At 64.3% G+C, this 23,791-nt stretch carries 25 protein-coding genes and 6 tRNA genes; 29 read left to right on the forward strand and 2 right to left on the reverse strand.

Annotated features, from left to right (window positions below; translation table 11 throughout):
* Positions 1 to 4: 4 nt before the first annotated feature.
* Together ACFFJK_RS00580 and ACFFJK_RS00585 are read right to left on the reverse strand one after the other, a co-directional pair.
* Entirely contained in the window at positions 5 to 754 is a 750-nt protein-coding gene (locus ACFFJK_RS00580; protein WP_379677128.1) for an SAM-dependent methyltransferase, read from the reverse strand.
* Between the two features lie 19 nt (positions 755 to 773).
* Positions 774 to 1,388 carry a Maf-like protein gene (locus ACFFJK_RS00585; protein ID WP_379677129.1) on the reverse strand — a complete coding sequence of 205 codons (615 nt, stop codon included), beginning with the start codon at positions 1,386 to 1,388 and terminating at the stop codon, positions 774 to 776.
* 203 nt (positions 1,389 to 1,591) lie between these two features.
* On the opposite strand from ACFFJK_RS00585, the gene ACFFJK_RS00590 reads away from it, so the two are divergent.
* The 29 genes from ACFFJK_RS00590 (at position 1,592) to ACFFJK_RS00730 (ending at position 23,639) form a co-directional block, all read left to right on the forward strand.
* Complete coding sequence (locus ACFFJK_RS00590) at positions 1,592 to 2,089, forward strand: YceD family protein (RefSeq protein ID WP_379677130.1); 498 nt, start codon at positions 1,592 to 1,594, stop codon at positions 2,087 to 2,089.
* A 255-nt stretch (positions 2,090 to 2,344) separates the two neighbouring features.
* Positions 2,345 to 2,527 carry a 50S ribosomal protein L32 gene (gene rpmF, locus ACFFJK_RS00595; RefSeq protein WP_005666806.1) on the forward strand — a complete coding sequence of 61 codons (183 nt, stop codon included), beginning with the start codon at positions 2,345 to 2,347 and terminating at the stop codon, positions 2,525 to 2,527.
* Positions 2,528 to 2,729: 202 nt separating this feature from the next.
* On the forward strand, positions 2,730 to 3,755 hold the full coding sequence (gene plsX, locus ACFFJK_RS00600) for a phosphate acyltransferase PlsX (protein WP_379677131.1): 1,026 nt from the start codon (positions 2,730 to 2,732) through the stop codon (positions 3,753 to 3,755).
* A gap of 25 nt (positions 3,756 to 3,780) precedes the next feature.
* The gene (locus ACFFJK_RS00605; RefSeq protein ID WP_379677132.1) at positions 3,781 to 4,767 is read left to right on the forward strand and encodes a beta-ketoacyl-ACP synthase III; all 987 of its coding nucleotides are present in this window, start codon (positions 3,781 to 3,783) and stop codon (positions 4,765 to 4,767) included.
* 170 nt (positions 4,768 to 4,937) lie between these two features.
* A complete protein-coding gene (gene fabD, locus ACFFJK_RS00610) occupies positions 4,938 to 5,876 on the forward strand; it encodes an ACP S-malonyltransferase (RefSeq protein WP_379677133.1) in 939 nt (312 codons plus the stop codon).
* A gap of 73 nt (positions 5,877 to 5,949) precedes the next feature.
* Positions 5,950 to 6,687 (forward strand): 3-oxoacyl-ACP reductase FabG, encoded by a 738-nt coding sequence (fabG, locus tag ACFFJK_RS00615; protein ID WP_379677134.1) that lies wholly within the window; start codon positions 5,950 to 5,952, stop codon positions 6,685 to 6,687.
* 273 nt (positions 6,688 to 6,960) lie between these two features.
* Positions 6,961 to 7,200: an acyl carrier protein gene (gene acpP, locus ACFFJK_RS00620; RefSeq protein ID WP_020653257.1), complete on the forward strand. Its 240-nt coding sequence runs from the start codon at positions 6,961 to 6,963 to the stop codon at positions 7,198 to 7,200.
* 32 nt (positions 7,201 to 7,232) lie between these two features.
* On the forward strand, positions 7,233 to 8,480 hold the full coding sequence (gene fabF / locus ACFFJK_RS00625; RefSeq protein ID WP_379677135.1) for a beta-ketoacyl-ACP synthase II: 1,248 nt from the start codon (positions 7,233 to 7,235) through the stop codon (positions 8,478 to 8,480).
* 206 nt (positions 8,481 to 8,686) lie between these two features.
* Positions 8,687 to 9,169: a protein YgfX gene (locus ACFFJK_RS00630; RefSeq protein WP_379677136.1), complete on the forward strand. Its 483-nt coding sequence runs from the start codon at positions 8,687 to 8,689 to the stop codon at positions 9,167 to 9,169.
* 62 nt (positions 9,170 to 9,231) lie between these two features.
* A complete protein-coding gene (gene rpoE, locus ACFFJK_RS00635) occupies positions 9,232 to 9,834 on the forward strand; it encodes an RNA polymerase sigma factor RpoE (RefSeq protein WP_379677137.1) in 603 nt (200 codons plus the stop codon).
* Positions 9,835 to 9,863: 29 nt separating this feature from the next.
* Complete coding sequence (locus ACFFJK_RS00640; RefSeq protein WP_379677138.1) at positions 9,864 to 10,304, forward strand: sigma-E factor negative regulatory protein; 441 nt, start codon at positions 9,864 to 9,866, stop codon at positions 10,302 to 10,304.
* 166 nt (positions 10,305 to 10,470) lie between these two features.
* On the forward strand, positions 10,471 to 11,937 hold the full coding sequence (locus ACFFJK_RS00645) for a DegQ family serine endoprotease (protein ID WP_379677139.1): 1,467 nt from the start codon (positions 10,471 to 10,473) through the stop codon (positions 11,935 to 11,937).
* Positions 11,938 to 11,969: 32 nt separating this feature from the next.
* Positions 11,970 to 12,296 (forward strand): glutaredoxin family protein, encoded by a 327-nt coding sequence (locus ACFFJK_RS00650; RefSeq protein WP_379677140.1) that lies wholly within the window; start codon positions 11,970 to 11,972, stop codon positions 12,294 to 12,296.
* Positions 12,297 to 12,632: 336 nt separating this feature from the next.
* A complete protein-coding gene (lepA, locus tag ACFFJK_RS00655) occupies positions 12,633 to 14,426 on the forward strand; it encodes a translation elongation factor 4 (protein ID WP_379677141.1) in 1,794 nt (597 codons plus the stop codon).
* Positions 14,426 to 15,337 (forward strand): signal peptidase I, encoded by a 912-nt coding sequence (gene lepB, locus ACFFJK_RS00660; RefSeq protein WP_379677142.1) that lies wholly within the window; start codon positions 14,426 to 14,428, stop codon positions 15,335 to 15,337. The genes lepA and lepB overlap by 1 nt, the downstream gene beginning before the upstream one ends.
* Positions 15,338 to 15,362: 25 nt before the next feature.
* Positions 15,363 to 15,782 (forward strand): DUF4845 domain-containing protein, encoded by a 420-nt coding sequence (locus tag ACFFJK_RS00665; RefSeq protein WP_379677143.1) that lies wholly within the window; start codon positions 15,363 to 15,365, stop codon positions 15,780 to 15,782.
* Positions 15,783 to 15,880: 98 nt separating this feature from the next.
* Positions 15,881 to 16,639, forward strand: coding sequence for a ribonuclease III (rnc, locus tag ACFFJK_RS00670; protein ID WP_379677144.1), 759 nt, complete (start codon positions 15,881 to 15,883; stop codon positions 16,637 to 16,639).
* A gap of 15 nt (positions 16,640 to 16,654) precedes the next feature.
* Positions 16,655 to 17,551 (forward strand): GTPase Era, encoded by an 897-nt coding sequence (gene era, locus ACFFJK_RS00675; protein ID WP_379677145.1) that lies wholly within the window; start codon positions 16,655 to 16,657, stop codon positions 17,549 to 17,551.
* A 24-nt stretch (positions 17,552 to 17,575) separates the two neighbouring features.
* Positions 17,576 to 18,379, forward strand: coding sequence for a DNA repair protein RecO (gene recO, locus ACFFJK_RS00680; RefSeq protein ID WP_379677146.1), 804 nt, complete (start codon positions 17,576 to 17,578; stop codon positions 18,377 to 18,379).
* A 16-nt stretch (positions 18,380 to 18,395) separates the two neighbouring features.
* Entirely contained in the window at positions 18,396 to 19,169 is a 774-nt protein-coding gene (locus ACFFJK_RS00685; RefSeq protein WP_379677147.1) for a pyridoxine 5'-phosphate synthase, read from the forward strand.
* Position 19,170: 1 nt separating this feature from the next.
* Positions 19,171 to 19,581 carry a holo-ACP synthase gene (gene acpS / locus ACFFJK_RS00690; RefSeq protein ID WP_379677148.1) on the forward strand — a complete coding sequence of 137 codons (411 nt, stop codon included), beginning with the start codon at positions 19,171 to 19,173 and terminating at the stop codon, positions 19,579 to 19,581.
* Positions 19,582 to 19,872: 291 nt separating this feature from the next.
* A complete protein-coding gene (gene uvrC, locus ACFFJK_RS00695; protein ID WP_379677318.1) occupies positions 19,873 to 21,765 on the forward strand; it encodes an excinuclease ABC subunit UvrC in 1,893 nt (630 codons plus the stop codon).
* Between the two features lie 277 nt (positions 21,766 to 22,042).
* Complete coding sequence (gene pgsA, locus ACFFJK_RS00700) at positions 22,043 to 22,621, forward strand: CDP-diacylglycerol--glycerol-3-phosphate 3-phosphatidyltransferase (protein WP_379677149.1); 579 nt, start codon at positions 22,043 to 22,045, stop codon at positions 22,619 to 22,621.
* Between the two features lie 89 nt (positions 22,622 to 22,710).
* Positions 22,711 to 22,786 (forward strand) — tRNA-Gly (locus ACFFJK_RS00705).
* A 71-nt stretch (positions 22,787 to 22,857) separates the two neighbouring features.
* Positions 22,858 to 22,933: transfer RNA gene (locus ACFFJK_RS00710), tRNA-Gly, on the forward strand.
* A gap of 47 nt (positions 22,934 to 22,980) precedes the next feature.
* Positions 22,981 to 23,056: transfer RNA gene (locus tag ACFFJK_RS00715), tRNA-Gly, on the forward strand.
* Positions 23,057 to 23,088: 32 nt separating this feature from the next.
* Positions 23,089 to 23,164, forward strand: a tRNA-Gly gene (locus tag ACFFJK_RS00720).
* Between the two features lie 75 nt (positions 23,165 to 23,239).
* A tRNA-Cys gene (locus tag ACFFJK_RS00725) sits at positions 23,240 to 23,313 on the forward strand.
* 252 nt (positions 23,314 to 23,565) lie between these two features.
* A tRNA-Cys gene (locus ACFFJK_RS00730) sits at positions 23,566 to 23,639 on the forward strand.
* Positions 23,640 to 23,791: the final 152 nt, after the last annotated feature.

The following is a 23,791-nucleotide window of genomic DNA, read 5'->3' on the forward strand; positions in this document are numbered from 1 at the left end:
GAACTCAGGCTGCCAGGAACAGGAAGACCGTCGGCTTCTTGTGAAAATCCGGCCCTTTTCCTGCCATCAGCGCCGCCTTCCACTTTGCCGCCGTCATCGTCCTGACCGACTCGCTCGCCAGCGACAGATCGGTCGCCACGCAAACGAGCGTTCCCGGCTGGCAGCTTGCCACCAGCGCGTCCAGCATCTGCCCGTTGCGATACGGTGTCTCGATCAAGAGCTGGGTCTGCTTCTCCGCGCGCGAGCGGCCCTCGAGTTGCTGGATGCGCTTGGTGCGCTGGGCGGCGTCGGTCGGCAGGTAGCCGTTGAAGGCGAAACTCTGTCCGTTCAAGCCGCTTGCCATCACGGCCAGCAGCAGCGACGAGGGGCCGACCAGCGGCCGCACCGGGATGCCGTGCTGGTGCGCCAGGCGCACCAGGTCCGCGCCCGGGTCGGCCACCGCCGGCACGCCGGCTTCCGACACCAGGCCGGCGTCGCGCCCCGCCAGCAGCGGGGCCAGCAACTGGGTCAAGGCCGCCGGCGGGGTGTTCACGTTCAGCTCGGCGATCTCGATTTCCTGCAATGGCCTGGCCAGCGGATGGTCGATCGCAATCAGTTTCAGAAAGGCGCGCGCGGTCTTGGCGTTCTCGGCCACGAAGTAATCGAGCTTCGAGGTCAGTGCCTGCACCTGTGTCGGCAGCAGGGCGCCCAGGGCGCCGGGTGCGGCGTCAAGCGGGCCAAGGGTATTCGGGATCAGGTAAAGGGTTCCGGGCATCGTTCAGGTCAATCAGGGTTTACAGGCCGAAGAACGGCACGCCGGCGCGGCGCAGCATGCCGGTCAGGGCAATCAGGGGCAGGCCGGTGAGGGCGGTCGGATCGCTCGATTCGATTCGGCGAAGCAGGGCGATGCCGAGGCCTTCGTTCTTGGCGCTGCCGGCGCAGTCGTAGGGTTGCTCGATGCGCAGGTAGGCGTCCAGCTCCGCATCGGGCAGGTCGCGGAAGTCGACGAAGACCTGCACATTCTCGACCTGGGCGGCGGCGGCGGGGTCGGCCACCCGGCTGTCCCACAGGCAGAGCGCCGTATGGAAGACGACACGGCGGCCGCGCATCAGCTGCAATTGTTCCAGCGCACGGGCATGGTCGCCTGGTTTGCCGATCTGCATGCCGTCGAGCGTGGCGACCTGGTCCGAGCCGATCACGAGCGCGCCGGGCGCGCGGCGTGCGACCGCGGCCGCCTTGTCGCGCGCCAGGCGCAGGGCGGTGTCTTGCGGCGCCTCGCCCGCGCGCGGCGTCTCGTCGATGCCGGGGGCGATCGCCTCGAAAGGGAGCTGCAGGCGGGACAGCAGTTCGCGCCGGTACGCTGAGCTGGATGCAAGAATGAGGCGCGGCGGCGCGGAACTTGGTATCATTGCGGTCTATCTAAAAAAGTATAAGCAAAACAAATAGATAAATGGCTCCGGCAAGCAAAGCTGATAGATGCTGGAGCGATGCCGGTAACGATGCGAACAGCGCGCAACGGATGGCAGGCCAATGCGCCCAAAAACGTCGCAAGTCTTTGACTCTGCGGGGAGAAGCCTGTTATTATCGCAGGTTTTCCGGGGAAGTTTTCCAAATGAGCGCTTTTGTCATCGACGCCTTCGAGTTTTGCCGGAATAAAGGACACCGCGAGGGCGTGACGCCGGTCGCCGACATGAGCCGCCTGGCAGCAGATTGCGCCGATTCTTCCGGCGAGATCCGCTGGGCGATCGACGGCGACCTGACCAGGCAGGGCTATCCCTCGATGACCCTGTCGGTTGCCGGTCCCGTGAAGCTGGTCTGCCAGCGTTGCCTGGCGCCCTTCGAGTACCAGATCGATTCGTCCACCATGCTGGTGCTCGGCAAGGACGACGAGGAAGCCGACCAGATCGAGGAGATCCTCGACGACGAGAGTATCGACGTGATCGTCGGCAGCCACACTTGCGATATCCGGCAGTTGCTGGAAGATGAAGCCCTGCTGGCCCTGCCGCAGGCACCGAAACACGAGGTATGTCCGGACACGAAGCTCCTGGACGCCCTGAAGACCGAGAAGGTCTCGCCGTTCGCGGCGCTGAAGAACCTCAAATCCGAATGAGCAGTACAGAATAAGTAGTACCGCAGTACCGCAGTGCCTGTAATACCCGTAGGGCAGTACCTGCAGTGCAACTGAAAAAACGTGTCAAACGCGTGCAGTAGTCGAGTATGGCAGTAGGCAGTTGATGTAGGCAGCGTTAAACATGTCGGCAAGCGACGGTCGCAAGATCTGAAAATTGCCGGTGGGATACTCGATCTGCATGTATTTGCAAGTCGAATGTGTTAGAATTTTAGAACTTATGTATTAGGAGTCATCATGGCAGTTCAGCAGAATAAGAAGTCCCCATCGAAGCGCGGCATGCACCGTTCGCACGATTTCCTGACCGCACCGAACCTGGCAGTCGAGCCGACCACCGGCGAAACCCACCTGCGTCACCACATCAGCCCGAACGGTTTCTACCGTGGCCGTAAAGTCCTGAAGACCAAGAACGACGAGTAATCGGCGTCTTGTTTTTAGTACCATGAAAGCGGTGCAACGTATGTTTTCTGCGTGGCACCGCTTTTTCTTTCCCGATTCCGTTTTCAGCGGCTGCAACAATCTTGCACTCCGTCATTTTGAATAGCGCGGACAGCGGCGCGCCACGAGCCACGCCCGATCCCATCTTGCCGCCCGCCTCGCGTGAGCCGGCAGCCCCCAACAAATGACAATCACAATTTCCATTGACTGCATGGGCGGCGACCACGGCCCCTCGGTTACCGTTCCGGCGGCCATTTCGTTTCTAAAAAAGCAAGATGACGTCCAGCTTGTCCTGGTCGGCATCGAAGACACCCTGCGCGCCGAGCTCAAGAAGCACCGCGCCGAGGCGCACCCCCGCATCACCTTCAGGAATGCCACCGAGGTCGTTACCATGGACGACCCGATCGAGATCGCCCTGCGCAAGAAGAAGGATTCGTCCATGCGCGTGGCGGTCGAACTGGTCAAGGACGGCAGCGCCAATGCCGCCGTCTCGGCCGGCAATACCGGCGCCCTGATGGCCGTCTCGCGCTACGTGCTCAAGACCATGGCCGGCGTCGACCGCCCGGCGATCTGCTCGATCATGCCGAACCAGAAGGGCGGCCCGACCTATATTCTCGACCTGGGCGCCAATGTCGACTGCGAGCCGCACCACCTGCACCAGTTCGCCATCATGGGCTCGGTGCTGTGCTCGGCCATGGAGAACATCCCCCGCCCGAGCATCGGCCTGCTGAACGTGGGTACCGAGGACATCAAGGGCAACGACGTGGTCAAGGCCACCGGCACGCTGCTGCGCGCCGACCACGCGCGCGGCAAGCTGAATTTCCATGGCAACGTCGAGGGCAACGACATCTTCAAGGGCACCGTGGACGTGGTCGTGTGCGACGGTTTCGTCGGCAACGTCACGCTCAAGGCCATCGAAGGCCTGTCGCGCTTCGTCAAGTCCGTCTTTACCGAGAATTTCCTGTCGATGGCAGGCGCCTTGCTGGCGCGTAAATCGCTGAAGAAGCTCAATCCGGAACGCTACAACGGCGCCAGCCTGCTCGGCCTGAAGGGCCTGGTCTTCAAGAGCCATGGCGGCGCCAACGCTTACGCGTTCGAATGGGCGCTCAAGCGCGCCTACGATGCGGCAAAATACGATGTACAAGAGCAGCTGTCGGCCCTGATCGCCGAACTGATGCCGACGTCGCCCGGCCAGGAACGCCAGGCGTAACCAAAACCAGCAGGATGGTGGAGCAATGACTGTCTACAGCAAGATCACCGGTACCGGCAGCTACCTGCCGGCCAAGCGTGTCACCAACGATCAACTGGCGGCGCAGCTGGCCGAGAAGGGGATCGAAACTTCCGACGACTGGATCGTCTCGCGCAGCGGCATTTCGAGCCGCCACTATGCGGCGCCTGACGAGAATGCCTCGGACCTCGCCGTCAACGCGGCGCGCAAGGCGCTGGAGGCGGCCGGCAGGGCGCCCGGCGACATCGAGCTGGTGATCGTCGCCAGCTCCACCCCGGACTTCCACGGCAGCTTCCCGAGCACCGCCTGCGTCGTCCAGCAAAAGCTCGGCATGGCCAACAACAGCGCCGCGTTCGACGTGCAGGCCGTGTGCAGCGGCTTCGTGTACGCGGTCTCGACCGCAGACGCCTTCATCCGCGCAGGCGTGTACAAGCGCGTGCTGGTGATCGGCGCCGAAGTGTTCTCGCGCATCCTCGATTTCACCGACCGCACCACCTGCGTCCTGTTCGGCGACGGCGCCGGCGCCGTGGTGCTGGAAGCCTCGGAGGAGGCCGGCATCCTGGCGACCAAGCTGCATGCCGACGGCAGCCACGCCGACATCCTGTCGATCCCGGGCAACCTGGCCGGCGGCGCCGTGGCCGGCAGCGGCTTCCTGTACATGGACGGCCCGGCCGTCTTCAAGCTGGCCGTCACCGTGCTGGAAGAAGTGGCCAAGGAAGCGCTCGCGCACGCGAAGATGCAGCCGTCGGACATCGACTGGCTGATCCCGCACCAGGCCAACCTGCGCATCATGAAGGGCACCGCCAAGAAGCTCGACCTGCCGATGGAAAAGATGGTCGTCACCGTCGACCAGCACGGCAACACCTCGGCCGCCTCGATCCCGCTGGCGCTCGACGCCGCGGTGCGCGATGGCCGCATCAAGAAGGGTGACAACGTGCTGATGGAAGGCGTCGGCGGCGGCTTTACCTGGGGCGCGATCCTCGCGCGGATGTAAGCGTTTCGTGCCGCGACGTACGCTTTGCGGCAATACGTAGGGTGGTCGGCTTCGCCGACCGCGCGTCCAGCTCCCGGATGCGCTGCGATGGTGCTTATTCTTGCTGAACGCGCGGTCGGCAGAGCCGACCACCCTACGGTGACCTATACGTATTCGAAGAGAGAACAATAATGACCAAATTCGCATTCCTGTTTACGGGCCAGGGCGCCCAGGCCGTCGGCATGCTGAACGGCTTCGCCGGCAACCCGGTCGTCGACCAGACCGTCGCCGAGGCATCCGATGCGCTGGGCTTCGACCTCGGCAAGCTGATCGCCGAGGGGCCGAAGGAAGACCTCGACCTCACCACCAACACCCAGCCGGTCATGCTGACTGCGGCAGTGGCCGTGTACCGCGCCTGGATCGCCGCCGGCGGCCCGGTGCCGAACATGGTGGCCGGCCATAGCCTGGGCGAGTACTCGGCCCTGGTCGCCGCCGGCGTCATCCCGTTCAGGGATGCCGTGCCGCTGGTGCGCTTCCGCGCCCAGTCGATGCAGGAAGCGGTGCCGGTCGGGCAGGGTGGCATGGCCGTCGTGCTGGGCCTGGGGGCCGACGACGTGCGCGCGGTATGTGCGCAGGCAGCGGAGGGCGATGTGGTCGAAGCCGTGAACTTCAACGAGCCGGCCCAGATCGTCATCGCCGGCCACGCGGCCGCCATCGACCGGGCCTGCGAGATCGCCAAGGCCAAGGGCGCCAAGCGCGCCATGAAGCTGGCCGTCTCGGCGCCGTTTCACTCGTCGCTGCTCAAGCCGGCCTCGGATCGCCTGCGCGAGTACATGGAAAACATCGTTTTTTCGGCGCCGCAGATCGACTTGATCAACAACGTGGACGTCGCTATCCTGCACGATCCCGCTGCCATCAAGGACGCCCTGGTGCGCCAGGCCGCCGGCCCGGTGCGCTGGGTCGAGACCATGCAGAAGATGGCCGCCGAGGGTGTGACCCAGGTGGTCGAATGCGCCCCGAGCAAGACCCTGATCGGCATGGCCAAGCGCATCGATCCGGTGCTGGTGGGCGAAGCGCTGGTCGACCAGGCCGCGCTGGAGCGCGTGCTGGCTTCGCTCCAGCAGGCATGAGGCGCGCGCAGGCCGGCGCCTGCCGGCTTGCGCGTGGCATCGTGAACGTTTAGAAGAAAACAAAAGGAATAGCATGAATCTGCAGAACCAAGTTGCCCTCGTGACCGGCGCCTCGCGCGGCATCGGCAAGGCCATCGCGCTGGAGCTGGCGCGCCAGGGCGCGAAGGTCGTCGGCACCGCTACCAGCGAAGCCGGCGCCCAGGCGATCACCGAATACCTGGCCGAATTCGGCGGCAAGGGCGCCGTGCTGAACGTGACCGACGCGGCCGGCTGCGCCGCCGTCATCGACGACGTGCAGAAAAGCTTCGGCAGCCTGTCGATCCTGGTCAACAATGCCGGCATCACCCAGGACAACCTGGCCATGCGCATGAAGGACGAGGAGTGGGACAGCGTCATCGCGACCAACCTCACCGCCGTCGGCCGCCTGTCGCGCCTGGTGCTGCGCGGGATGATGAAGGCCAAGCACGGCCGCATCATCAACATCACGTCGGTGGTGGGCGCGTCGGGCAACCCGGGCCAGATGAACTACGCCGCCGCCAAGGCCGGCGTGGCCGGCATGACCCGCGCGCTGGCGCGCGAGATCGGCAGCCGCAACATCACCGTCAACTGCGTGGCGCCGGGCTTCATCGACACCGACATGACCAAGGCGCTGGGCGAAGGCCAGCACGAGGCGCTGCTGGGCCAGATTCCGCTGGGCCGCCTGGGACGGCCGGAAGACATCGCCCACGCCGTGGCCTTCCTGGCCGGCCCGACCGCCGCCTACATCACAGGCACCGAGCTGCACGTGAACGGCGGCATGTACATGAATTGAGCGCCTGACAATTCCCCCCCCATGGCTGCGTTGTATCGTCTCGCCGTACCAGCGTACCGTCCTCGACGAAGCGCCTTGCCCTCGGGGTTTTGTCAGGCGCTGGAGGCTTGTGGTGCCGGACTTCACATTGCCGTGAGGAAAATCCGGCGCAATCGCTTCTTTTAGCAGTAATTTCGGTGGAAATAGCGGTAATCGCCGAAAGTAGTTTTTCAAGGCGCAAACCTGATAAAATGCGCGCACTTTCCGCAACACATACCTTAATGGAGCCATAACATGTCGGATATCGAACAACGCGTTAAAAAAATCGTCGCTGAGCAACTGGGTGTTGCAGAAGCAGACATCAAAATCGAATCCTCGTTCGTTGACGACCTCGGCGCTGACTCGCTGGACACCGTGGAACTGGTGATGGCACTGGAAGACGAGTTCGAAATGGAAATCCCTGACGAGCAGGCTGAGAAGATCACCACCGTCAAGCAAGCCATCGACTACGCAACCGCGCACGTCAAGGCCTAAGCTGTCGCTTTAAAAGTTTCTGGGAGAATCGCTTGAGCCGTTCACGCAACCGCCGTGTCGTCGTTACCGGCCTGGGCTGCATCTCACCTATCGGCAACACCATTGCCGAGGCGTGGGACGCGGCGCTGGCTGGTAAGTCGGGCATTGCAAACATTACCAAGTTCGACGCGACGCCGTTCACGACCCATTTCGCCGGCGAAGTGAAGAACTTCAAGGTCGAGGACTACCTGCCGGGCAAGGAAGGCCGCAACATGGATACGTTTATCCATTTCGGCATGGCAGCAGGTATTCAGGCCCTGCAGGATTCCGGCATCGTCGTGACCGACGAGAATGCGGACCGTATCGGCGTGATCGTCGGTTCGGGCATCGGCGGCCTGCCGATGATCGAAGCCACCAAGGAAGAGTACACGAACCGCGGCCCGCGCCGTATTTCGCCGTTCTTCGTGCCGGCCTCGATCATCAACATGATCTCGGGCGATCTCTCGATCAAATTCGGCCTGCGCGGCCCGAACCTGGCGATCGTCACCGCCTGCACCACCGGCCTGCATTGCATCGGCGCGGCGGCGCGCCTGATCGAATATGGCGATGCCGACGTGATGATCGCCGGCGGCGCCGAGTCGACCGTCTCGCCGCTGGGCCTGGGCGGCTTCGCCTCGGCACGTGCGCTGTCCACCCGCAACGACGACCCGACCACCGCGTCGCGTCCGTGGGACAAGGACCGCGACGGCTTCGTGCTGGGCGAGGGCGCCGGCGTGATGGTGCTCGAAGAGTACGAACACGCGGTCGCGCGCGGCGCCAAGATCTATGCGGAAGTCATCGGCTTCGGCATGAGCGCGGACGCCAACCACATCACCTCGCCGGTCGAGGATGGCAGTGGCGCGGCCCGTTGCATGGTCTCGGCCCTGCACAACGCTGGCCTGAATCCGGGCGAAGTCCACTACGTCAACGCGCACGGCACCTCGACGCCGCTGGGCGACGTGGCGGAAGTGCGCGGCATCAAGCGCGTATTCGGCGACCATGCGAAGAACCTGGTCGTGAACTCGACCAAGTCGATGACCGGTCACCTGCTCGGCGGCGCCGGCGGGCTGGAATCCGTGTTCACCGTGCTGGCGATCCACAACCAGGTGTCGCCGCCGACGATCAACATCTTCAACCAGGACCCGGAATGCGACCTGGACTTCTGCGCCAACACGGCGCGTGACATGAAGATCGATTACGCGGTCAAGAACTCGTTCGGCTTCGGCGGTACCAACGGTACCCTCGTGTTCGCAAAAGTCTGAGCCTGATCCGACATCGCGGTCTGAACTAGACCTCCCCATCCCGGTCTAACCGGGATGGGCGCCTGACAGCCTGGACCGTTCGGTCCTGCGCATCTCCGCTGTAGTTGCTTGTTGTTTGCTTGTTGTTTGCTTGTCCTTGCTTGTCCTTTGCTCGGTCCCGTGCATGCGGCCCCGGCTGAGGCGCCTCCACCGTTTCCGTTACTCGCATGTCGATCGCGATGACCGTCGTCATTGCTCCGTCCGGCCGCCTGCGCATGCTCGCCGTCGGCTTCGGCGCGTCCCTGCTCGCGGCCTCCGCCGTCGCGGGCCTGCTGCCGTCCCTGCGTTTCATCGCCGGGCCCACTGTCGCGCTCGCGCTGCTGTTTGCGGGGGTATGCGTGCTGCATGCCGCGCTGCGTCCGGCCACGCAGCACCGGATTGATATTTCTGGAGTCGGTGAGCTACGCCTGACGGTACAACAAGGGGTACGGCAGGAAGCAGCCGGTGCGGTGCCGGTGACGCTTCTGCCCGGTTCCACGCTGTGGCCGCGGCTGATGCTGCTGCGGCTCGGTACGGCAGACGGCAGGTGCCATCCGGTCGCCGTCCTGCCCGATAGCGTGGAGCAGGCTGCATTCCGTGCCCTGGCAGTGGCGCTCGGCGCCCTGGCAGGACATGTTGCCGTGTCACCTACGGAACACAAAATACTTTGAACTTATTGCAGCGAGCCAACTCTTATGCTGGGAGGGCCGTTGCAGCCGATGGGGCATGGTCCGTGACGACAGAACGCGAGGGTGATCAGTTGTTGGTGGAGCGGGTACAGGCCGGCGACCGGGGGGCGTTCGACCTGCTCGTGGCCAAGTATCAGCGCCGCCTGATGCGCCTGGTGTCGCGCCTCGTGCACGACCCGGCCGAGGCCGAGGATGTGGTGCAGGAGACGTTCATCAAGGCCTTTCGCGCCCTGCGTCACTTCCGGGGCGATTCAGCCTTTTATACCTGGCTGTACCGCATCGGAATCAACACGGCAAAGAACTTTCTCGTCACCCAGGGCCGCCGCGCGCCGACCTCCACCGAGGCCGATGCAGAGCGGGCCGAAGGGTTTGACGACGCAGACAGCTTGCGCGACATAAACACGCCCGAGTCGGTACTGGCGAGCAAGCAGATTGCCCATACGGTGAACGCGGCCATGGAAGCACTGCCGCTGGAGTTGCGTACCGCAATTGTCCTGCGCGAAATAGAAGGATTGAGCTACGAAGAAATCTCCGAAGTGATGGCTTGTCCAATTGGTACCGTGCGCAGCCGGATTTTTCGCGCGCGCGAAGTCATCGCCGAGAAATTGCGCCCTTTGCTCGATTTCCCGGTTGACAAACGTCGGTAAGTAGCGGGATCGTACACAGGCGGGACAAATTGAACACACCGACGGCGGCGGGCAACCAGATGGATACCAACAAAAAGCTACGCGAATACATATCGGCCCTGGCGGACGGCGAATTGCCGGAAGCGGACATCGAACTGGCGCAGGCGGCAATGCGCGAGCCCGACGGGCGCCTGGCCTGGGAAAGCTACACCTGCATTGGCGACGCCCTGCGGGCGGAGTCGGCGCAGTTGTCGCCCGGCTTCGGCGCGCGCCTGGCCGCCAGGCTCGCCGCGGAACCGACGCCCTTGCGGCCGGTCGCGGTGCCGGCGCAAGCCGATGCGCTGGCTGCGGTCGCGCCGGTGGCGGTGGCCGGCGCCGATCCCCTCGGCAGCGCGAAAGTGGCCGGGCAGGCCGAAGCAAAGCTCGCGCCCGGCCCCGCTCAGGCGTCGGCAGCGGACACAGCAGGTTTGCCCGCGATCAAGCGCGTGTAATCGCACGCCGGCGCGCAAGCGCGGCGCGCCAGGTGCCGCGATCTCCACGGCCGGCCCGCTGCCCGACTTCCACCCCGCACGGGGTCGCGGCACGCCCGCTAGCGCGCGACAACGGCGGCTTTTTGGCTTAACATGAAGTCAATCTCAGCCTTCCATTGTCGAGCCCATGACCCGCACACCAACCCGTCAATCTGCCAGCCTGATCCTGTCGGCCCTGCTGCTCGCCGGCGTCAATGTCTTCCTTGCCCCGAACGCCCTTGCGGCCGCGCCGGTACAGACCCCGGTCGTCACCGGCCTGCCCGATTTTTCCGACCTGATCGACAAGGTCGGCCCTGCCGTCGTCAACATCCGCACCACCGAACGCGTCACGCGCGGCCAGGGCATGCCGGGCGAAGAGGAGATGCAGGAATTCCTGCGCCGCTTCTTCGGCGGCCAGATCCCCCGCGGCGGCCGTGGGGTGCCGGGAGGGCAGGGGCAGGAGGAGCGCGAAGTGGCGCGCGGCGTCGGCTCCGGCTTCATCATTTCCGCCGACGGCTTCGTGCTGACCAATGCCCACGTGGTCGAGGGCGCCGACGAAGTGACGGTCACGCTGACCGACCGCCGCGAGTTCAAGGCCAAGGTGCTCGGCGCCGACCGCCGCTCGGACGTCGCGCTGCTCAAACTTGCCGCCGGCAACCTGCCTTACCTGCGCACCGGCGACTCGAGCAAGATTCGTGTCGGTGAATGGGTCGTCGCCATCGGCTCACCCTTCAACCTCGAGAATACCGTCACCGCCGGCATCATCTCGGCCAAGTCGCGCGACACCGGCGACTACCTGCCCCTGATCCAGAGCGACGTCGCGGTGAACCCGGGCAATTCGGGCGGCCCCCTGATCAACATGCGCGGCGAAGTCATCGGCATCAATTCGCAGATCGCCACGCTGTCGGGCGCCTTCAACGGCATCTCGTTCGCGGTGCCGATCGACGAGGTGATGCGGGTCGCCGACCAGCTCAAGACCACCGGCAAGGTCACGCGCGGCCGCCTGGGCGTGCAGATCAGCGAAGTCACGCGCGACGTGGCCGAATCGCTCGGCCTGGGCAAGGCGCGCGGCGCCGAGGTATCGATGGTCGAGCCGGGCGGCCCGGCGGAAAAGGGCGGCATCAAGGTCGGCGACATCATCCTGAAATTCAACGGCCAGCCGATCGAGACCACGCGCGATCTGCCGCGCCTGGTCGGCGCCACCAAGGTGGGCAGCCGCGCCACCGTGACCGTGTGGCGCCGTGGCAACCAGATCGACCTGCCGGTGACCATCGTCGAGCTGCAGGAAGAGCGCGGCGCCACCCGGCCGGCGCCGAACAAGCCGACCCCGGGCGGCGTGGCCAATGCGCTGGGCCTGCGCGTGTCCGATATTCCCGCGGCCCAGCGCCGCGAGCTGGGCGTGGAGGGCGGGGTGCTGGTGGAGGATGCCGCCGCCGCAGCGGCCACCGCCGGTATCCGTCCCGGGGACGTGATCTCGCAGGTCGGCAACACGCCGGTGACCGACGCCGCGCAGTTCAACGCACTGGTCGCCAAGCTCGATCCGAAGAAGCCGGTGGCCCTCCTGGTGCGGCGCGAGAACGTCACGCAGTACGTCGTCGTCAAGCCGCGGCAATGAGCGCATCGGTGAGTGCTTCAATGAGCGCGTCAATGAACTTGCCGCTCACGCCAGCCGGCACGCCCGGCAGCGTGCCCGGCGTGCGGGCGGTCCCCTTCACGCTCTATTCGCGCAGCTATTGCCACCTGTGCGAGGACATGCTCGCGGCGCTGCTGGCCATGCAGGGCCCGGGGGAGCGCTTCGATGTCGCCGTCGTCGACGTCGATGCCGACCCGGCCCTGGTCGAGCGTTTCGACGAGCTGGTGCCGGTGCTGTTCGGCGACCCGGCCCGGCCCGAGCTGTGCCATTATTTCCTGGACCCGGGCGCCGTACGCGCCTGGGCCGATGCAGGCAGCGAGCAGCCGGCGCGTCTTCCCTAGCGGCATCGAGCGCGCGGTTGGCCGAGCCGGCCACCCCACGAAAACCCGCACATTGTCCGCAAGTTGAGCGGAAACCGGCCTTTCTACCCCCCGACGGCCCAAAACCGGGCTTTCCGGCGCGGAATCCGGTAAAATGCCGGGGTCGGAAAAGTGCCGGCTTACAGTAAGACTGCCGCCAACGCTTTTCATTCGCTTGATCGAGCGCTTCGACCGGGGCCGGCGTGCCCCCACGGAGCGCTTTTTTGCATGACTTCACGCACTTCGCCCTTGGATGGCGCTTTTTGCTGTCGTAGCCTGCCGCGCTGTCCGCGGCCTTTTTGGTTTTGAGCTTTGTTAATGAACAACATACGTAACTTCTCCATCATCGCCCACATCGACCACGGCAAATCGACCCTGGCCGACCGCATCATCCAGCTGTGCGGCGGCCTGTCGGAACGCGAGATGGACGCGCAGGTGCTCGACTCGATGGACCTGGAACGCGAGCGCGGCATCACCATCAAGGCCCAGACCGCGGCGCTGCAATACAAGGCGCGCGACGGCCAGACCTACAACCTGAACCTGATCGACACGCCGGGCCACGTCGACTTCAGCTACGAAGTCTCGCGCTCGCTGTCCGCCTGCGAAGGCGCGCTGCTGGTCGTGGACGCCAGCCAGGGCGTGGAAGCCCAGACCGTGGCCAATTGCTACACCGCGCTCGACCTGGGCGTGGAAGTGGTGCCGATCCTGAACAAGATCGACCTGCCGCACGCCGACCCGGACAACGCCAAGAAGGAAATCGAGGACGTGATCGGCCTCGACGCGTCCGACGCGACCACCTGCTCGGCCAAGACCGGCCTGGGCGTGGAAGACGTGCTGGAAACCCTGATCGCCAAGGTCCCGCCGCCCAAGGGCGACAAGGATGCGCCGCTGCAGGCACTGATCGTCGACTCCTGGTACGACCCGTATGTCGGTGTCGTGATGCTTGTGCGCGTGGTCAACGGCACCCTGCGCCCGAAGGACAAGATCCTCTTGATGGCAACCGGTTCGCAGCAGCTGGTCGAGAGCATCGGCATCTTCACGCCGCGCTCGGTATCGCTGCCGGAACTGTCGGCAGGGCAGGTGGGCTTCATCATTGCCGGCATCAAGGAACTGACCGCCGCCAAGGTGGGCGATACCGTCACCCTGGCCAGCAAGCCGGCGCCCGCGCCGTTGCCGGGCTTCAAGGAAGTCCAGCCGCAGGTGTTCGCGGGCCTGTTCCCGGTCGAGGCGAACCAGTACGACGCGCTGCGCGACTCGCTGGAAAAACTGAAACTGAACGACGCCGCCCTCCAGTACGAACCGGAAGTGTCGCAGGCGCTGGGCTTCGGCTTCCGCTGCGGCTTTCTGGGCCTGCTGCACATGGAGATCGTGCAGGAACGCCTCGAGCGCGAATTCGACATGGACCTGATCACCACGGCCCCGACCGTGGTGTACGAGGTCGAGATGCGCGACGGCACCCAGATCCGCGTCGACAACCCGTCGAAGATGCCGGAACCGTCGAAGATCGCCGAGATCCGCGAACCGATCGTGACCGTCAACCTGTACATGCCGCAGGAATACGTTGGCGCGGTCATGACCCTGTGTAACGGCAAGCGCGGTGTGCAGATGGACATGGCCTATCACGGCCGCCAGGTGAAGCTCGTCTACGAGATTCCGATGGCCGAGATCGTGCTGGACTTCTTCGACCGTCTCAAGTCCACTTCGCGCGGCTATGCGTCGATGGACTACGAGTTCAAGGAAAACCGGGCCTCGGACGTGGTCAAGGTCGACATGCTGATCAACAGCGAGAAGGTCGACGCGCTGGCGATCATCGTGCACCGCGCCAACGCGCCTTACCGTGGGCGCCAGGTGGCGGCCAAGATGCGCGAACTGATTCCGCGCCAGATGTTCGACGTGGCGATCCAGGCCGCGATCGGCGCGACCATCATCTCGCGCGAGAACGTCAAGGCGCTGCGCAAGAACGTGCTGGCCAAGTGCTATGGCGGCGACATTTCGCGTAAGAAGAAGCTGCTGGAAAAACAGAAGGCCGGTAAGAAACGCATGAAGCAGGTCGGTTCGGTGGAGATTCCGCAGGAAGCCTTCCTGGCCATCCTCCAGGTGGAAGAAAAATAATGCAATCCATTCTGAGCAACTTTGCCCTGATCCTGTTCATTGCAATGGTGGTCACGGGCGTCATCTGGTGCCTGGACGTGTTCATTCTTTCCAAGCAGCGCCGCCGCAAGGCGGACGCCGCTTTGGCCGAATACGATGCGCGCACCAGCAAGCTGACCGCCGACGGCATCAAGGTCGACAGCAACGTCAACCGCGCCGCGATCGAGCAGGCGCACCTGCGCCAGCCGACCTGGATCGAGTATTCGGGCAGCTTCTTCCCGGTGATCGCGCTGGTGTTCGTGCTGCGTTCCTTCCTGTGGGAGCCGTTCAAGATCCCGTCGTCGTCGATGGTGCCGACCCTGCTGGTGGGCGACTTCATCCTGGTGAACAAGTACGCCTACGGCATCCGCCTGCCGATCATCAACAAGAAGGTGGTCGAGATCGCCGACCCGCAGCGCGGCGACGTGATGGTGTTTAAGTATCCGAAGGACATGAGCCAGGATTACATCAAGCGCGTCATCGGCGTGCCTGGCGATAAGATCAGCTACGAGAACAAGCGCCTGACCGTGAACGGCAAGCCGGTCGAATACACCCCGCTGGACGACTACCTGGACGACCAGCATCCGGTCTACCACAAGCAGTTCACCGAGCACCTGGCCAGTACGCCGCACCGCATCCTGAACACCGAGGGCAAGCGGACGCTCGACCTGGGCGCCGTCGAGAACTTCCCGAATCGTGAAGCATGTGACTTTTCCTACGATAAATTTACCTGTATCGTACCGGAAGGCAACTATTTCATGATGGGCGATAACCGCGACAACAGTGCCGACAGCCGCTACTGGGGCTTCGTACCGGACAAGAACATTGTTGGCAAGGCGATCGTCGTCTGGATGAACTTCGGCAATCCGAAGCGGATTGGCGGCATCCAGTAATCGGGGAGACCCGGGAGGAACGACAATGCGTCAACAGCAAACCCATGCGCAACCGGCCTTTGGCCGCCAGGCCGGCGTCTCGCTCACCGGCCTGATCCTCGTGCTGGCCGTGCTCGGCGTGGCTGCGGTGTTCGCGCTCAAGCTGGTGCCGACCTACACGGAATACAGCGCGATCAAGGACGCGATCGTGCGCGCCAAGGAAGCTGGCGGCACGCCGCGCGAAATGCAGGTAGCCTTCGACAAGAACGCCGGCATCAACAACGTCACGGCCGTGCGCGGCCGCGACCTGACGTTCACGCGCGAAGACGGCGAAGTGCAGATCAGCTTTGCCTATGAGAAGCGGGTACCGCTGGTGGGCAATGTCAGTCTGCTCATCGATTACGCCGGCACCACCGACCCGAGCGGCGTGGTGGCGGCACAGGACACGGAACAGGCTGCCCGCTAGGCTAGCGCAGGCAGCGCGCCGGCGCTCCGCCCCACCGGGCAGGCAAGGCCGGCAGAACACACGACAGCACAATGAATCTACAGTTATTGCAAACACGCTTGGGTTACACGTTCCGGGACACGGGCCTGCTGCAGCAAGCCCTGACCCACCGTAGCCATAGCGCGCTGCATAACGAACGCCTGGAATTCCTGGGCGACTCGATCCTGAACTGCGTCGTGGCCTCGATCCTGTACGAACGCTTCACGGGACTGGACGAAGGCGACCTGTCGCGCCTGCGCGCCAACCTCGTCAAGCAGCAATCGCTGTTCGAGATTGCCCAGAAGCTGGAACTGTCGCAGTTCTTGCGACTGGGCGAGGGCGAGCTGAAATCGGGAGGCTTCCGCCGCCCGTCGATCCTGGCCGACACCCTCGAGGCGCTGCTGGGCGCGATCTTCCTCGATACCGGCTTCGATGCCGCGCGCGACGTGATCCGCGCCTTCTACATCCCGCTGCTCGACTCGGTCGACCCGCGCACCTTGGGCAAGGATGCCAAGACCCTGCTGCAGGAATTTTTGCAGAGCAAGAAAATCTCGCTGCCGACCTATAACGTGGTGGCCACCCACGGCGCCGCCCACAGCCAGGAATTCGAAGTCGAGTGCCTGGTGCCGAAGCTGAGCGTGCAGGTGTTCGGCCGCGGCGGCAGCCGCCGGGCCGCCGAACAGGCCGCCGCCCGCCTGGCGCTCGACGCCGCCCAGCAGGCGCTGGTGAAAGCGCCGTCGGCCCGCAAATCGAAGCCGCGTGCCGCCCAGCTGAAGCTGGCGGGCATCGCGACGATCCAGTCGGATGGCGGCGCACAAGCGCCGGCGCAACCGGAATAACCAGGAATCACCCGTATGAGCACCACGCAAGAACATTTCCGCTGCGGCTACATCGCCATCGTCGGCCGCCCGAACGTCGGCAAGTCGACCCTGATGAACGTGCTGATCGGCGCGAAGGTGTCGATCACCTCGCGCAAGGCCCAGACCACGCGCCACCGCATCACCGGCATCCAGACCCGCATTGATGCCCAGTTCATCTACGTCGACACGCCGGGTTTCCAGACCCGTCACGCGAACGCGCTCAACAAGACGCTCAACAAGACCGTCTCGAACACGCTCACGTCCTCGGACGTGATCCTGTTCCTGGTCGAGGCGGGCACCTTCGGCCCGGCCGACCAGCAGGTGCTCGACCTGCTGCCGAAGAACGTGCCGGTGGTGCTGGTCATCAACAAGTCGGACCGCATGAAGGACAAGGCCTTGCTGATGCCCTTCGCCCAGAAGGTCGCGGCGTTGCGCGACTTCGCCGCCATCGTGCCGGTTTCGGCCAAGATGCGCTTCCAGGTCGATGCGCTGGAAGAAGAGATCAAGCGCCACCTGCCGGAAAACCCGCCAATCTTCGGACCGGACGACATCACCGACCGCAGCGAGAAATTCCTGGCCGCGGAGATCGTGCGCGAAAAGGTGTTCCGCCTGCTGGGCGACGAACTGCCCTACACCAGCACCGTGCTGGTCGAGCAGTTCCAGCAGGAAGGCAACCTGCGCCGCATCTTCTGCGCCATCCTGGTCGAGCGCGATACGCACAAGGCCATGATCATCGGTAACAAGGGCGCGCGCCTGAAGGAAATCTCGACCCAGTCGCGCCTCGACATGGAAAAGCTGTTCGACGGCCCCGTGTACCTGGAGATCTGGGTCAAGGTGAAATCGGGCTGGGCCGACAACGAAGCGGGCCTGCGCGCCTACGGTTACGAATAAACTCCCGGAGGCCGTCCTCACCGCATGCCCAGCCTAGACGACCTCACCGATACGCCGGACGCGCAGCCCAACGGCGCCGCGCCGGCAACGGCCAAGCGCAGCCGTCCGCCGGTGCGCGATACCCGCGTGACCGGCCAGCCCGGTTTCGTGCTGCACAGCTATCCCTACAAGGAAACCAGCCTGATCGTGGACATGTTCACGCGCGACTACGGACGCGTGGGCCTGGTGGCGAAGGGCGCCAAGCGCCCGCTGTCGAAGCTGCGCGGCGTGCTGCAGACCTTCCAGCCGCTGTCGGTCTCGTTCAGCGGCAAGTCCGAACTGCGCACCCTGATCGACGCCGAATGGGTCGGCGGCATGCTGCCGCTGGAGAAAACCGCGCTGCTGTGCGGCTTCTACCTGAACGAGCTGCTGGTGAAACTGCTCGCGCGCGACGACAAGCACCCGCTTCTGTTCGACCACTACGTCTCCACCCTGAACCAGCTGGCCCACGGCGAACCCGCGCCCATCGTCTTGCGAAAATTCGAACGGGCCTTACTTAAGGAAACGGGAGTGGCGGCCGATCTCGGCCGCTCCACCACGACGCGCGCGGCGGTGGAGCCGGGTGGAGAGTACGTGGTCGACCCGGAAAAGGGCGCGCGCGAAGTGCTGCCGGCCGACGTCTGGCCGGTGGTGAGCGGCAAGACCCTGCTCGACATGGAGCGCGAGGACTACGCGGACCCGACCACGCAGGCGCAAAGCAAGCAGCTGATGCGCTTCCTGCTGGCGCACCACCTGGGCGGCGCGCCGCTCAACACGCGCCAGATTTTGATTGACCTGATGCAGTTATAACGAGATAGAAGAGCACATGAGCTTCCTGCAACCCGCCGGCCCCGTCATCGACCTGGGCGTGAACATCGACCACATCGCCACCGTGCGCAATGCCCGGGGCACCGCCTATCCGGACCCGATCCGCGCGGCGCTGCTGGCCGAGCAGGCCGGCGCCGACCTGATCACGCTGCACCTGCGCGAGGACCGCCGCCACATCAAGGATGCCGACGTGATCGCGTTGCGCCCGCAGCTGGCCACGCGCATGAACCTGGAAGCGGCCGTCACCGCCGAGATGATCGACTTCGCCTGCCAGGTCAAGCCGCAGGACGTGTGCCTGGTGCCGGAGCGGCGCGAGGAGGTCACCACCGAAGGCGGCCTGGACGTGATCCGCTACTACAAGGAAGTGGAAAGCGCGGTGCGGCAGCTGAAAGGCGAGGGCATCCGCGTCTCGCTGTTCATCGATGCTGCCGAAGACCAGATCGAGGCCGCGCATGCGGTGGGCGCCACCGTGATCGAACTGCACACCGGCCGCTATGCCGAGGCCGAAGGCGAGGAGGCCGTGCGCGAGATCGAGCGCATCAAGGCCGGCGTGCATGCGGGCGCCTCGCGCGGCCTGCGCGTGAACGCCGGACACGGCCTGCACTACACCAACGTGCAGCCGATCGCGGCCATTGCCGACATCCATGAACTCAACATCGGCCACGCGATCGTCGCCCACGCGCTGTTCGCGGGCTGGGAGAACGCGGTGCGCGAGATGAAGGCGATCATGGTGGCGGCGCGCCTCGGCGTGTCGTATGGAGCGGGGGCCTGATATGATCTACGGCATCGGCACCGACATCGTCCAGATCTCGCGTGTCGAGGCTGCCCTCGCGCGCAGCGGCCCGCGCTTCGCCGAGAAGATCCTCGGGCCCGAAGAGCTGGCCAAGTACCACGCGCGCAGCGCCAAGCATGCCGTGCGCGGCCTGCGCTTCCTGGCCACCCGCTTCTCGGCCAAGGAAGCGTTTTCCAAAGCCATCGGCCTGGGCATGCGCATGCCCATGACCTGGCGCTCGATGCAGATGCTGAACGACCCGAGCGGCAAGCCGGTCATCGTCTGCAGCGGGGCGCTCGACGAATTCATGCGCCGCAACGGGTTGGCGGCGCAGGTGACGGTCAGCGACGAAGCCGACTATGCGGTCGCCTTCGTGATCGTGACCCGGGACCCATCCACACCCTCTACGTAAAGCGCGGACCGCGCAAGTGATACCCAAGTGACCAAGGAAGTGCAAGCAAACGCGTTGCCGGCCGATCCGGCGCCGGCCCTGGACGTCAACGATGAGATTGCCGGTGCGGTGGCCAACGAAACGCCGCACCAGGTAGCGGAAGCGCCGGTCGCCTACGCGGCCGTGGGCGGCGCCGCCATGCCCGCCCCGCATCCCGTCGAGGCCAAGCCGGCGCGCGCCCGGGGGGCCAGGAGCAAGGACAAGGGCGCGGAGGCTCCGGCGCCGCGCGCCCGTCCCGACGGCTGGCAGGCCATGAAGGAAGAGCTCAAGGCGACCCTGGAAGGGGATGCCGCGCAACCCGTGCAGCCCAGCGCCACGGCGCGCGATCAGGTCCTGGCCACGGTGGCCAGGCTGCCCGACCTGCCCGGCGTGTACCGCTATTTCGACGCCAACGGCAACGTCCTGTACGTCGGCAAGGCGCGCAACCTCAAGAAGCGCGTGTCGAGCTATTTCCAGAAAAACCTGTCGAGCCCGCGCATCGCGATGATGGTCTCGCAGATCGCAAACCTGGAAACGACGGTGACGAGCAGCGAGGCCGAAGCCTTGATCCTGGAAAACAACCTGATCAAGACGCTCAAGCCGCGCTACAACATCCTGTTCCGCGACGACAAGTCCTACCCCTACATCAAGATTTCCAGCGGCGAAGCGCCGCGCATGGGCTACTACCGCGGCGCGCTGGACAAGAAAAACCAGTACTTCGGCCCCTTTCCGAGCGCCTGGGCGGCCAAGGAATCGATCCAGCTGCTGCAGAAGGTGTTCATGCTGCGCACCTGCGAGGACAGCGTGTATGCCAACCGCACGCGCCCCTGCCTGCTGCACCAGATCGGCCGCTGCAGCGCGCCCTGCGTCAAGCTGATCGCGCCGGAAGACTACCAGCGCGACGTCGACAACGCGGCGCGCTTCCTGCGCGGGCGCCAGACCGAGGTGTTGCAGGACCTGGAAAAGAAGATGCAGGACTACGCCATGGAGCTCAAGTTCGAGCAGGCGGCGAGCGTGCGCAACCAGATCCAGGCCCTGTCGAAAGTGCTGCACGCGCAGAGCATGGAAACCACGGGTGACGCCGACGTCGACGTGATCGCCGTGGTGGTGCAGGGCGGCCGCGCCTGCGTCAACCTGGCGATGGTGCGCGGCGGGCGCCACCTGGGCGACCGCGCCTACTTCCCGACCCATGTCGGGGAGTCGCTCGGCGACGGGCCGATCGAGGTCGAGGTGCTGGCGGCCTTCCTGGCGCAGCACTATTCGGGCCAGTTCATCCCGAACACGCTGATCCTGAACGTCGAGTTCGACCAGCCCGAGCTGATCAGCGCCCTGGCCGAGCAGTGCGGCCACCGCATCAACCTGATCTTCCAGCCGCAGGGGCAGCGCCGCCAGTGGCTCGAGCTGGCCTGCAAGGGCGCCGAGATCGCGCTGGCGCGCCTGCTGTCCGAGCAGGGCTCGCAGCAGGCGCGCACGCGCGCGCTGGCCGAGGTGCTCGGACTCGATGCCGGCACGCTCGACGAACTGCGCATCGAATGCTTCGACATCAGCCACACGGCGGGCGAGGCGACCCAGGCCTCGTGCGTGGTGTTCCACCACCACCAGATGCAGAACGGCGAATACCGCCGCTTCAACATCAACGGCATCACGCCGGGCGACGACTACGCCGCCATGCGCCAGGTCTTGCAGCGCCGCTACGAAAAGGTGGCCAACGGCGACGGCATCATGCCCGACATCGTGCTGGTCGACGGCGGCAAGGGCCAGGTCGAGATGGCGCGCCAGGTGTTCGAGGAGCTCGGCCTGGACGTGTCGATGATCGTCGGCGTGGCCAAGGGGGAGGGGCGCCGCGTGGGCCTGGAGACCCTGATCTTCGCCGACGGCCGCGCGCCCCAGGAGCTGGGCAAGGAATCGGCGGCCCTGATGCTGGTGGCCATGATCCGCGACGAGGCGCACCGCTTCGCGATCACCGGCATGCGCGCCAAGCGCGCCAAGGCGCGCCAGGCTTCGCGCCTGGAGGAGATCGAAGGCATCGGCGCCAAGCGCCGCCAGCGCCTGCTGGCGCGTTTCGGCGGCCTGCGCGGGGTGATCGACGCCAGCGTGGAAGACCTGATGTCGGTGGAGGGGATCTCGAGTACGTTGGCGGAGGAAATTTACCGCCAGCTGCACTGACTTGATGGACCGGGGCTTGTGCCCCGGTTTTCGTTTGTGGGTGTGTGCGCAAGATTGGGTTCCCGCCTGCGCGGGAACGACGGTCTTTCAGCTAACAGTGATCGCCACCTCGCGGCCCGTTACCTTCGCACGTCGTTCCCGCGAAGGCGGGAACCCAAGTTCGTAGCGCCCCACAGCCGCTTCCTTGCACCCCATACAGACGAGTCACCTAGTCCAATTGGCAATACCAATGTAGACTAGCGCCCAAACTTTCATTCCCGTAATCAGTGCTTTTCCTATGCCTTTCAACATCCCGATTCTCCTGACCTGGTTACGCGTAGCGCTGATTCCCCTGGTTGTAGGCGTCTTCTACCTTCCGACCCACTGGCTCCCGCTGGCCGACCGCAACCTGGCGGCGACGCTGGTGTTCGTCATCGCCGCCGTCACCGACTGGTTCGACGGCTTCCTGGCGCGCCGCTGGAACCAGACCTCGGCCTTCGGCGCCTTCCTCGACCCGGTCGCGGACAAGCTGATGGTGGCTGGAGCCTTGCTGGTCCTGGTGCAGCTGGGCCGCGTAAATGCGATCATCGCCTTCATCATCATCGGCCGCGAGATCACCATCTCGGCGCTGCGCGAATGGATGGCCCAGATCGGCGCTACCAAGTCGGTGGCGGTCAGCTCGCTCGGCAAGATCAAGACCGCGGCCCAGATGACGGCCATCCCGATGCTGCTGTTCCACGACGTCGTCTTCGGCATCGACACGCACTACTGGGGCGAGTACTTCCTGTGGCTGGCCGGCGTGCTGACGGTGTGGTCGATGTTCTACTACCTGCGCCGCGCCTGGCCGCTCATCAAGGAGAAGGCGGGGACCTTGTAAGAAATGTTCTGTCTCATCCTTGACGTACGGAATAGAATCTCTATAATGCCTGCCTGTTGCGACAACAACGCAACAGAATGAAAGACGAAGCGGGAGTAGCTCAGTTGGTAGAGCGCAACCTTGCCAAGGTTGAGGTCGAGAGTTCGAGACTCTTCTCCCGCTCCAAGTTTCAAGATGCATGAATGGCAGCACTCTTGAAAAATTGTCAAAATTCTGTAATAATCGTTGTTCTGTACGCGGGAGTAGCTCAGTTGGTAGAGCGCAACCTTGCCAAGGTTGAGGTCGAGAGTTCGAGACTCTTCTCCCGCTCCAGTTTCCTTCGGGTGGCTGGTGCGGCAAACAGTAAGTAAGACTCCAATGCGGGAGTAGCTCAGTTGGTAGAGCGCAACCTTGCCAAGGTTGAGGTCGAGAGTTCGAGACTCTTCTCCCGCTCCAAAGGTTTTACAGATAAAGCGTAGTACTCCTAAGCGGGAGTAGCTCAGTTGGTAGAGCGCAACCTTGCCAAGGTTGAGGTCGAGAGTTCGAGACTCTTCTCCCGCTCCAGATTCAAGAGAAGATATTTCTTCTCGGTTGATACGGCAGATAACCGGCCGGGTCAGCTCTCCTGAGATTACCTCCGGCGAGGTAGCAAAGCGGTTATGCAGCGGCCTGCAAAGCCGTCTAGACGGGTTCGACTCCCGTCCTCGCCTCCAGAATCCTTTCAAGCACGGGCCCTTTCAGGGCCCGTTTGCTTTTCCGGTCAAGAATGCAGCTCACCGTGGCGTAGTGTCTTCGTAGCACCCTCACAAATTCCTTGTCGAGGCATTGCGGAGCCCTCGGAACGGGCATCCGGCTATTCGCCTCGCTCATCACGGATACTGCATGTGGGTCGAGTCATGGCAGATGTTCACGGCCTTGAGCCAGCACATAGCCGAACGCAGCCGTTGGTTTAAGATGAAGTCCATGGCGAGGTAGCAAAGAGGTTATGCAGCGGCCTGCAAAGCCGTTGAGACAGGTTCGATTCCTGTCCTCGCCTCCAGAATCCTCAGGAACGGGCTCTTTCGGAGCCCGTTTGCGCTGTGGTCCAACACGCATCAGGCGGCAGCATACATCAGGCGGCTTCTTTCTCCAGGTCCGCGTAGTCATCCTGCCTTTCATGCCAATCACAATTGTGCTCCCCAAATGCAAAAG

This window comes from Massilia consociata (genome assembly GCF_042432755.1).
GTDB lineage: Bacteria > Pseudomonadota > Gammaproteobacteria > Burkholderiales > Burkholderiaceae_D > Telluria > Telluria consociata.